3 protein-coding genes are annotated in these 12,621 nt (G+C 28.1%); all 3 read right to left on the bottom strand.

What is annotated here, in order from left to right; genetic code table 4:
- Positions 1-207 precede the first annotated feature (207 nt).
- Positions 208-360 (bottom strand): hypothetical protein, encoded by a 153-nt coding sequence (locus ACXX84_RS03750; protein ID WP_436358351.1) that lies wholly within the window; start codon positions 358-360, stop codon positions 208-210.
- Positions 361-594: 234 nt separating this feature from the next.
- A complete protein-coding gene (locus ACXX84_RS03745) occupies positions 595-11,694 on the bottom strand; it encodes a hypothetical protein (protein ID WP_458572929.1) in 11,100 nt (3,699 codons plus the stop codon).
- A 163-nt stretch (positions 11,695-11,857) separates the two neighbouring features.
- Positions 11,858-12,621 (bottom strand): hypothetical protein (locus tag ACXX84_RS03740; RefSeq protein WP_458572928.1); only part of this gene is annotated, 764 nt, incomplete at its 5' end.

The raw sequence follows: 12,621 nt of genomic DNA, 5'->3' as shown, positions 1-12,621 counted from the left end.
TAATTTCCCAGTTAAAAACAAAAAGTAACCAATTATCCCTTATTTTAGGGATTTTTGTTTTTTTATTTAAGGTTTTTACTTGCTATTTTTAAACAGTTATTTAAACTATTATATACATTTTTTGCATACTCTTTTTTGTTTTGCAATTTCATAATAAACATCTCCAATAATTAATTATTGGAGATATTTTCTTTAGTTATAAATAAATTATAATTTAGATAAGTTTTTCATGCATTCTTGCATTCTTTTTCAGGAACCTTTTTCATTTCTTTCCATTATTTGTGGTAATTCATTAATATCTTTATTTTTTAAATTGTCTATTGCTTTTTTTATTAATGAATTTCTTTCTTCTTTACTCATTTTATCACCTAAATATTATATTATTTTATATAATTATAGCATTTTAAATTAAAATATTAGTATATAAATTATTAATACTTATTTTTACTTAAATAAAGATATAAATATTATTACTTATATATTAAACAAAATATTTAAAAACCCCTAGTATAGAAATCTATAACTCTTTAATTATTTAATATTTATTAATATATTAATAAAGAAAAACACAGATTTGCTCTGTGTTTTTGGATGTTATTTCAATTCTGTATAATTTTGTCCATCATAGAATCTAATATTTGTATTTTGTGGAAGTGAATTAGGGATAATATTGTCATAAGAATGATTTTTACTCAATCAATCTGTGAAGTCAAATAATGATGTTACTTGACTTAATTCATTGAGTGCAGTGTATTTTCTTTCTATTGTCATATTAGTAGATTGTTTAACAAGTCCTTTTGCTCATTCAATTGCAGGTTCTTGGGCTCATTTATGTCAATCTCTTAATAAATCTTTTCTAAACTCTTCACTTGATTGATTTTCTGGTTTACCTATATTATTATTTTGTCTATAGTTAACATATTTTTTACCAAGTTCATTAATAGATGGTGCTGGTAAAATATCTGTTCTTCAATAACTACGTCAATTATCAACTTGATTGCTACTTAATTTAGCATTAATATCGTTTGTAACTTTATTTTTAAGATGTGTAAGTCTTCTTGTATCAAATACTGAATTAAGTGCATATTCAAGTTCAATAGCATTAGCATCTTGAATTGTTGAAGCTTCTTTAACTCTATTAATATAAGTTTCAATTTCTTGTGGACGTAAAGCATAAGATATTACAGAAGAAGAAGAAGAAGAACCGCTTGGTGGAGTTATTCCTTGAGTATACATTCTGTCTATAATTGCTTGTTTTTCGTTTGTTAAAGGATCGTTTGTTGAATTATATGAATCAACCGCTTTTTCAACACTTATTATTCCTTCAATATCTGTTTTACTATTTAATTCATTATATTTAGCAGTTTTTTGATCTTGACTATAATCATTTTTATTAGTAATTTTTGCTTTAACAGCAATTAATTTATCATTAAAGATTTTTTCTGCTTCAGTTTTAATTCTTTCTATTTCACTACTATCAATTGTTGAATCTAATAGTTTTGTTAATCTATCTTTATCTGCTTCATCTCCATTAAGTTTAGCAATTGCATCTCTTGCAGGTCGTCTTAAAGCAGCATATTGATTGTTTTCAGTTGTTACATCATTTTTAGCATAATTAATTTGTTGTTTCAATTCATTAATATCATATGCATTATTAATTTGATTAATTCTTGACTCTCTTGTAGTAGGATTTTGAATATTTAAAGCTTGAGCAATTGCTTCATCTTTGATAGGATTTCATATTTTTTCTGCATCTTCTTTAATACGTTGTAATTCTTCAAGATTTTGTTCTCTATTTGCTCTTTTTAGTCTTTGGGATAATGCATCACCTTGATTATAATATGTATAATCAAAACTTCCATCACTATTTTGAATACTCATTTTTATTTTATTAACAGAATCATTAGCAGCATTATAGGCAGGTTGTATTTTATCTTCATCTTCCTTTTGTTTTAAAGTTTTTGCTTGTGCTAAAATTTGATTTAATCTTTCAATACTTTCTGCTGGTTGTACAGAACCATCACTATTACCATTTACTTTTTCAGTAATAGTATTTTTATTAGCATCACTTAATTTTTCAGCATATAATAATACTTCTGTTTTTTTAGCATTAAATATTTCATCTGCTCTTGCTTTTTTAGCTTTAATATCAGCTTGACTTAATACATGTCCATTAAGTTCTGCAATTAAAGTTTCTTTTGTTCCACTAGTATCACCAGCTAATTTATTAGTTATATAAGTTTTTGCTTCTCTATTTAATCTTTTTAATTCAATAGTTATTTGACCTATAACATCTCTAACATCTTTTCCTGTTGAAGTTGAATTAGGTTTAATTGCATTATTATAGAATTCGTTGGCATTATTTTTAATAGCATTTCCATCTAGTAACATATCTATATATTGTTTAAGTGAAGGAAGTTCTCTTTCTCTGTCGATTTTGTTAATTACTGCTGTTACTTCAGCATCAATTTCTTTTACCTTAGTAATTGTTTTATCATCAGCAGGTCCATTTAACATTTGTTGTCATTTTCTTACTAAATTGTTTTTGTCTTCACCATCTGGTAATCCATTAATTTTACCTTCAGTAACACTTGCTACAGTGTTAAATTTATGTTCAGCTTCATCTTTAAGTCTATCTAGTTTTAGTTGATTATTACCAGCTTCTGTTAATTTGGTATTGTATCTATCATAAGTTTGATCATTACCTTCATCCAACCCCCTTAGTTTAAGGACTTTAGTTTCTGCTGCTCTTCTAGAATTGTCAATTAAAGTTTGTGCATTTTGTTTTAATTTAGTTACTTCTGAAACTAATGTAGCTGCTTCGATATTTCTTAAAACTTGTTCTCTTGTACCACCTTCATTTTGTGGTTTTAAGTTATTAGCTACTACAAGAGCTGATGCTTTAGCACTTGCTAATTCTTCTGCTCTTCTGTTTTCATCTTTTGCATTATCAACAATAGTATTAATAGAACTAATATCAGCATTTTCATTAGCTAAAGTATTAGTAATTTCATTTTTAAAATGATTTTTTCTTTCTTCACTTAAATGACTTAATCCATCAATAGTAGTTTTAGCTGTAGTTTGTTTTTCTTTAAATTTATTAGTTGCTTCAGTTACTGTTGTTTCATACTGTTCTTGTGTTCTATCATCAGCAGATTGTCCATTAAAGGTTCCTTTTAGTGAATCATCACCAGTTAGTTTTTCTATTGCTTTTCTTGCTTTTTCTTTTTCAGTAGTTAAGATTCCTTCTGCTTCTGTTTTTTTAGCTTCAATATGAGAAACTTCAGTTGCAGTATTTATAGCATTTTTAAGTTCAGATTTTTTAGAATCTTTTAATCTTTCAATAACTGGCAAAGCAGCATTTCTTGCATCTTCAAGTTGTTTTTGTTTTTTTGCTTCTTCTTTAAGTTCATTTAATTTAGTTACAGTATTTGTATTAGTGCTATTTAAGCTAGTCATTAACTCTTGTCTTTTTGGATTAGTTGAAGCAAGTTTTTCAATTTCATCTTGTGCTAATCTTTTTGAAGCAGTAAATTTATCATTTGCATCATTTTCTATAGATTCTAATCTTCCTTGCTCATTTTCTTGATTTTCAGCAGCAGTTACTCTACTTTTTAAACTTGCTTTATCTGGATGTCCATCTAATTTTGAAATTGCATTATTTGTTGTTGTTTTTTGTGCATTGATAATTTTAGCAATTTCTGTTTCTTGGTCTCTTATTTCTCCCGGAGTTGTTGCATTATTTATAGCATTAGTAATATTAGTTTTTTCTATAGTATCATCTTTTAATCTCTTAACATCTTCTAATGCATGTGCTCTAGCACTTTCTAAATTAGTTTCATCTCTTTTTGCTTGTTCTGCTTTTGTTTTTATTTCTTCTAATTTAGTTACAGTGCCTGCAGCATTAAGTTGATCACTTAATTCTTTTTTCTTAGAATTATAGTCTGAAGCATCTTCAGTTGTACTTCCAGTTAAACTATTAATAATTGCTCTAACTTCAGAAACTTTATCATTAAATTTAGTTTTTGCTTCTTCTCGTATTTTAATTAATTCTGTTTGATTTTCTCTATTTGGATTAATTTTATTATTTAAAGTATCATGATCACTGTGACCTACTAATTTAGCAACAGCTTCATTTGCTTCTCTTAAAGAAGTATCAAGAGATTTGATTGCACTTTGTTTTGCTTCTTCAATTTTTGCAATATTAGAACTAGAACTATTAATAGTTTTACTTAAATTGGTTTTCTCATTTCCATCTACTAATTTATTAATTGCATCTTCTGCTAGTTGACGAGCATTTTCTTTTGTAACTTTATCTCTTATTTTATAAATTTCTGTTACAGTTTTCTTCTCAACATTTGTATCTCAACTTGCTTTTAACGCTTTTCATTCATTAGTAATTTCTTCTCTTTTAGAAGCATTACTAATGGAATTAATTGATGATTCAACTGCATCTCTAATATTAACAAATTTTGCAGTTGCTTCAATACCTAAAGCATCAAGTTTATCTTGATTATCTCCAGCATCAGTTAATTTAGCAGTATATGTATCATGTGTTTCACCATCTTGATTTAATCCTCTTAATGTATTAACAGCATTTGTAGCATTAGTTCTAGATTCTTCTAGATGTCTCATCGCATCATCTCTAATTGCTTTAACTGCATCATTATTTAAAGCTGCATCAATTTTATCTTTGTAAGACTGTGCTGCTTTAAGGTTACTTACATATGCTTTTGCTTCATTAACTTTTGTTAATAAATCGTCTGCAGTTCCTTTAATTGTAGTAAATGAACTAATATCAGAGTTATTGTCATTATGTGCATTATTTATTTCATTTTTGAAATGATCTTTTTGAGTATTTGATAAACCAAGTGCATCAATTTGATTTTTAACTTCTTGTGCTTTTCTACTTAAATCTGCAAGAGCATCGGTTTTTGCTTGTTTATATTCTGCTTCAGTTTTACCTTCTGCTGTTTTACCATTATATTTATTTACAAGTGTATCATCACCAGTTAATCTTCTTATTGCTGCTTTTGCATCAGTTTTATAAGAATCTAATAATGCTTGTGCTTTGTTTTTTTCTAAAGTAATATTAGAGAATTCAGATGTATTATTAATTGCGGTTGTAAGTTCTGATTTTTTAGCATTATTATCACTTAATTTGTTAACAATTTTCATTGCTTCATTTCTTGCTCTTTGCAATTCTTTTTCTTTAGCAACTTTTGTTTCAATTGCTTTAAGATCTGCAATAGAATTAGCATTATGTGTTTGATCAATTAAACTACTTATTACATCTTGTTTAGTAATTGTTCCGTCATTAATTGAGTTAGTTAATTTATCTTTTTCAGCTTGAATTGCTTCTTTAACTTTTTGTTCTAATGCTTTTAATTTAGTTTCTATATCAGCATTTGTTAATTCAGTATCAAATTCTGATTTATTAGCTAATCCTTCAAGTTTAGCAACCATTTTAGTTACTTCTGCTTTTTTAGTATTTAAGTATTCTTGTGCTTCTGTTTTAATAGCATTTACTTTATCAACTGTATCAACTGAAGAAAGATCAACTTTATTTGAAAGTTCAGTTTTTTTAGGATCTTCTAAAATTCTTGCAATTTCAGCTTTAACTTCTTGTTTTGTTTGAGCTAATTCTTCTTTTTGTTTTGCAATCGCTTTATCTATTACTGCTTGCACTAATTCAACTGTATTAGCAGAATCTAATTCAGTATTTAAAGGATCTTTATTTTCTTGTTTAGTTAATTTAGCTATTTCAGAACGAGCATCAACTTTCTTTCTATCTACTTCATTAGAGTATTGTTCTTTTTCTTTTTCTCTTAGCGCTTTATCTTTAACTGCATTAGCATCATCAGTAGTTGTTGCTGCTTCTAATTCAGTTCTTAACTCTTGTTTTTTAGATTCATCGCTTAGTTTAGCAATTTCAACTTCTGCTGCTTGTTTTGCTGCTGCTAGTTCTTTAGCAAGTTGATCTTCAATTGCTTTTTTAACTTTATTTAATTCTTCAATATTTGTAGCAGCATCTACTTTTGCTTTAAGATCAGCTTTAAGTGCTTCATCTTTAATATCATTTGCTTTAATGTTAGCTTGAGTTTTTTGTTCACTTAATTCTTGCTCTTGTTTTTGTTTAGCTTTTTCAATAATTGCATTAACATCACTTAAAGATGAAGCGTTTGTTAATTCACTATTTAAACTTGTTTTATCACTTTCATTAAGAATTTTTGCTATTTCTGCTTTTGCTTTTTCTTTTGCTAATTGGATTGAATCAGCATTACCTTGTTTTGCAATTGCTTCTTTAATTTTTTGGATTACTTCTTCAACTTTTGCTTTATCTTCATCATTAATATCATCAAGTTCGCGAGCAAATTTTACTCTTTCATCAGAAGATTGAAGTTTATCAGTTAATAAATGTGCTTCAAGTAATGCTTGTGCAAATTCTTTAATTTTAACGATTTCTTCAGGAGAGTTAGTACTTGCTAATTTTTGATTTAAAGAAGGTTTTTGTGCTTCTTTTTCTAATGAATTAACTGCAGCTTGTGCTTCTGCTTTTAATGCTTTAGTAATTCTATCTTTAATTGCTTCTAACTGAGTACTTGTAGTAGCAGCATTAATTTCAGCAGCAAATTTATCTTTAATTTCTTGATTTGAAAGTTTATCTTTTAAAGCGTTTGCTTTATCTTTTTGCTCGTTTAATTGAGTTGTTAAATCATTTGCAATTTCATTTTTAATTGCATTGATTTCTTCAATAGTTATAGCATTATTAATTTTATCTTTAAACTCTGTTTTTTTAGTTTCATCAAGAATTTGATCTGCTTGTGCATTTGTTTCAACTTTTGCTTTATCTTCATTAGTTGATGCATTTTCTTTTGCTTTTGCTGTTTTTGCTTTATTAGCAACTTCATTTGCTTGCACTACATTAGTTGCAGCAGCGAGTTCATCTTCTAATGCTGCTTTTGTAGTTGGATCGGTTATTTTACTAATTTCAAATTTAGCAATTTCTTTAGCGTTAGCTAATTCTGTTGCTTGTGCTTCTTTTGCTCTTTGTTTAATAGATTCTACTTCTGCAAGAGTAGTTGCATTATTTAATTCAGTATTGAATTTTTCTTTAATTTCTGGATTAGTTAGTTTTTCAATTTCATAAGAAGCAAGTGGTTTAGCATTATTTACTTCATTTTCTTTAGAAACACGTGCTCTATTTTTAATTGAATTAAGCTCATAAATTTCATTTGCTTGTGCTAATTCTTGATTTAATGCTGCTTTTTCTTTATTTGAATCAGATAAGGAATTAATAACATCTTGTACTTCTGTTTTAAAGTAATCTTTAAATCTATTTCTAATTTTCTCTACTTGTGCTGGGGTTGTTGCTGCATCGATTTCAGCATTAAATTTTTCAGCAATTGAAATGTTAATATCGCTTGTTTTAACTTCTTGTTTTGCTGCTTCTTTTAAATTATTTAATTCAGTAGTTAAATCAGCGTTAATTCTATCTTTAACGTTATTTAATTCACTTTCGTTTGTAGCTGCGGCAATTTCTTGCTTGTAAGTTTCTTTTTTATCATTATTAAGTAGTTTGTCTGCTTGTGCATTTGCATCTAATTTAGCTTTATCTAAATCTGTTGCTGCACTTTCTTTTGCTTTTTCTACTTTAGCTTTTGCAATAACTTCATTAACTGCATTAATATCATTAGCAGAGTTTAATTCATTATTTAAGTTAGTTATAGCAGCAGCAGAATTAGTTGTATCTAGTTTTGCAATTTCTTCTCTTGCTTTTGCTTTAGCTGCTTCTAATTCTTTTGCTTTTTGTGCTTCTACTTTTTCTTTAACTTTTTGTACTTCTTCTGGAGTTTTAGCATTTTCTAATTCAGAAGTTAAGTTTTCTTTGGCAGTAGTATCACTTATTTTTTCAATTTCATAAGTTATATCATTTTTAGCAACTTTTGTTTCAGTAGAAGGATTATTTTCTTTTGCTTTTGCTTCAATATCTTTAACAACACTAATGTTGTTTGCATTTTCTAATTGTGTTGTTAATTGAGCTTTAGTTTCAGGATCACTTACTTTAGCAATTTCAAGTTTTGCACTTTCTTTAGCGTTTGCTAATTCAGTTGCTTGTGCTTCTTTTGCTCTTTCTTTAATAGCATTAAGAGCTTCTAGACTTTTAGCTGCACTTAATTCGTTATTTAAAGCATCTTTAACTTCTGGGTTTGTAAGTTTTTCTACTTCATATGAAGCTGCTTCTCTTGCTTTAGATAAATCTTCAAATTGTTTATCTTTTGCTTTGTTAATTACTTCTTGAATTTTTTCTAAAGTATCAGCTGCATCTTTTAAAGCATTTAGTTCATCTTTAGTTGCTTGATCACCTAATTTGTTAATTTCTGCTTCTGCTTCTAATTTTTTAGCTGCTAATTCATCAGTGGCTGCTTCTTGTGCTTTTGCTAATTTAGCTTTTGCTTCTACTTCGTTTGCCCCGCTAATTGAAGAAGATAAGTTTAAATCTTTAGTTAATTGGTCAATTAACTCTTTTGATTTAAGTGGATCTAATTCATCAATTGCTGCTTGAGCTTTTGATTTAGCTTTTGCTAATTCTAAAGCGTTTGCATCCATTGCTTTTTGTTTTACATCATTGATTGCACTTAGTGAAGAAGCTGCTTCTAATTCTTTTTTAAGAGCATCTTTTGTTGTAGGATCTACAATTTTATTAATTTCGTATAATGCCGCTTCTTGTGCTTTTGCTTTTGCTCTTGTTAATTCATCGATTGCATCTTGTTTTAGTGCATTAATTGCTTCAGCAGTTGTAGCAGCTTCTAAATTATCTTTAAGTTGATCTTTTAAATCACTTTGTGGCAATTTATTGATTTCTGCTAATGCTTCTGCTTTTAGAGCAGCTAATTCTCTTTGTTGTGCTTCTTTTGCTCTTTGGATAATTGCATTAACTTCAGCAGTTGAAGTAGCAGCACTTAATTCGTTGTTTAATGCTTCTTTAACTTCTGGATTAGTTACTTTAGCAATTTCAGCATTCGCTTTTGCTTTTGCTACTGCAAGTTCTTTTGCTTGCTCTGCTTTGGCATCGTTAATAACTTGTTGTACTTGCTCTTGTGTTGTTGCTGCTGCTAATTTGTCATTAAGTTCTTTTGCAGTTTCGCTGTTAGTTACTTTAGCAATTTCAGCTTGTGCATCTAATTTAGAAGCTTCAACAGGGTCAGTTACACTTTCTTTTTGTTTTGCAAGTTCTGCTTTTGCTTTAATAGCGTTTGCTTGCTCTAAAGTAGTAGCTGCTGCTAATTCTGTGTTTAAAGCATCAATGGATGATTGTGATTTAGTTGGATCTAATGCATCAATTGCAGCTTTTGCTGCTGCTTTTGCTGCTTCGATTTCAGCATTTTGTGCTTCTTTAGCTTTATTAGCGACTGTTTGTACTTCTTCCGGTGTAGAAGCATTTGCAAGTTCGTTGTTTAATTCTGCTTGTTTAGCAGGATCACTAACTTTGCTAATCTCGTGGGCTGCTAAGTCTTTGGAATTTGAAGTTTGTTTTGCAACTTCTGCTTGTGCTTTTGCTTTTACTTCATTAACTGCATCAATACTTGTAGCAGCTTCTAATTCTTTGTTTAATTCTGCTTTTTTAGCTTCGTCGGTTACTTTATTGATTTCAGCTTGTGCTGCTTCTTTTGCTTTAGTTAATTCGTTGTTTGCTTGTTTTTCTGCTTGCTCTTTAATAACAAGTAATTCATCAGTTGCATTTTCTTTATTAGAAGCGTTATTTAAGTCATGAAGAAGTTTTTCTTTTTCATAAGGATCGGTAACTTTATTAATTGCGTTTTCAGTTGCTGTTTTTAATTCTTCTAATTCAGATTTTTGAGCTTCTTTTGCTTTAGAAATAACTGTATTTAAATCTTCAGTAGTAAGAGCTGAATCTTTTTCTTTAGTTAACTCTTCTTTTAATGCAGGATCTTGAAGTTTGTCAATTTCTGCTTGTGCATCTAATTTAGTTTTATCCAGATCATTTGTTGTTGCTTCTTTTGCTTTTTCAAGTGCAATTTCTTTTTCAAGCACTGCTAAAGATACATCACTATCTGCATTAGTGATTTTATCTTTTAATTCTTGTTTTTTAGTTGCATCGCTTAAATTTTCAACTTCAGCTAAAAGTTCTGCCTTTTTGTCAGCTAATTTTGCTTCTGTTGCTACATCTTTAAGATCAAAAACATTGCTTGCTTCTTCTAATTGTTTTTCTAATTCTGCTTTTTTAGCAGGATCGGAAATTTTGTCAACTAATTCTTTAACTGCTGCTTTTTCTTCTTCAAAACGGTTATTTGCTTGGTTAGCAACATTTGCAAAATCTTCGGTTGAGTTTGCTTTATCTAAATTGTTTAAAATGGTTTCTTTTTCTGATTCAGATAAACCATCTAATTTAGAAATTGCTTCTTCTGCTTTTACTCTTGCATCAGAAATTTGATCAGCAATTTCTTTTTCAACTTCTGCTAATTTAGAATCATCTGATGATCCTTGGATTTCATTTAATTTATTTTTTAATTCTTCTTTTTTAGCAGGATCGGAAATTTTTTCGATTTCTTTTGCTAAATCAGCTTTTTTATTTGCTGATTCAATTTCTTTATTTACAGTTGTTTCAGCTGCTTGTGTATCTTCTAAAGTAGAAGCATTATCGATAGCAGTTTTTAACTCTGTTTTTTTGTCATCAGAAAGGTTAGGGTTTTGATCAACTTTTTCTTTTAAAGCTTCTTTTTTAGCATTAACTAAAGCATCATCACCTGATTCAGCTTTGATTGTTTCTTCAATTTTAGCTTTAATTTGATCTAATTCTTCTTTTGAAGTAGCATTTGCTATTTGTTTAGCAAATTCATCTTTTTTACTTTGATCTTTAACTGAATCATTTAATTTAGATGCTTCTGCTTTATCAGAAGTTAAATCAGAATTTACTTCTTTATTTTTTTCTTGTTTTGCTTTTTCTAAAATTTTAGCAACTTCAGCTGCAGTTGTAGCTTCTCTTAATTCTTTGTTTAGATCTGCTTTTTTATCAACATTATCTAATGAATCAATTACTTGTTGTGCTTCTTTTTTTGCTTGTTCTAATTGATTTTGTTTAGCAGCTACTTCTTGTTTTGCTTTTTCAATAATTGCATCAATTTCTTCAATAGTTTTTGCGTTTGCAAAATCGTCTGATAATTGTTTTTTAATTTCAGCATCTTCAACTTTAGAAATTAAGTCTTGTGCTTCTAAAACTTTATCTACTTTATCTTCTAATGAAAGTAAAGCACCTTTATTTGTTGTATCAGTTGCTTTATATTCATCTTTTAAAATGTTTTTAATTGGGGTTTTGTCGGAAATAGAATTAATTTTACTTCCAACTTCTTTAGAAATTTGTTCAGTAGTTCTGTTGTTTTTTTGATCACTTAAAGCTTTTGTAACATCTTGTTTTAGTTGTTTTAATAAGTCAACATTTTTAGTAGAGTATTCTTTTAATTTATTTAATCTATTTTGGAATGCTCTTTTTGCTTTTGGATCTTTAACTTTATCAATTAATTGTTGTACTTCTGCTTTTGCTTTTGCATATTCATCAGAAGTTCATTCATTACTTTTTCTATTTCAAAAAACTACTACAGTGGTTACTACAGATGTTACTAAAGCAGCAGCTGCAAGTCCACCTAACACAATTTTCGCACTTGGTTTTGCCATAATTACCTTTCGTTTTATTGCATTATTTTAGTTAATAATACAAATAATTTAAATAATTAATATTTATTTTATATTTTTACTTTTTGCACTTACTAATTAAGTGCTTAATACTATATTTATATTGCTTTTATTAATATTAGAGTAAATAAATATAGGTTATATATTATCTTTGAACTGCAAGAACAATTACTACTACAAATAAAATTATGTATGCGATTCAGTAAATAATTGTTGTTCAAATAGATCTTCTTGTTCAACCACTTGTTAAAGCAGAAGTTTGATCTGATTTTTCTACTTTTTGCACTACGTTGTTTTTAAATACTAAGAAATGTGATTTATTTAAACTGTAGTTTTCAATAACACCATATTTATAATTCTTTTCTTCTACAAATCCTATGTGTTTGTTTTCATAATTGATGAAAGACAACTCGTGTGATAATTTATTTTTCTTATAGTAAATTGCATTTTCATCTGAGTAGAATAACTCTTCTGAAACTTTAATTTTTTCCATTAATTTATCACTTGATTCTTTAGTTGCTTTTTTAACTAAAAGTAATAGTTTTTGTGAATAATCATCTTTAAATGCTTGATCTAATGATTCTAATGCTTTAGATACTAAATCTAATTCGTTTTTGATTTGGTTATTGTCTTGAGTTGATGTGATCATTGTTTCATCGTAAGAAGAAGCGATTTTTTCAAGTTTTTGTGAATATACCGCTAATGCTTCAAGTTGTTTTGAAGGAGTTAGATTATAGAAGTTAGAGTATTTTGTTGGTTCTTTTTTATCTTCGTTAATGTAAACTTCTTTAACTACTTCATTTACGACTTCTTTTTCAATGTATACTGGAACTTCTTTAACAACTTCCTTAACTACTTCTTTTTCAATGTATACTGGAACTTCTTTAACAACTTCCTTAACTACTTCTT

It is taken from the genome of Mycoplasma sp. AC157 (assembly GCF_054343415.1).
This window is presented reverse-complemented; position numbering and strand designations above follow the sequence as displayed.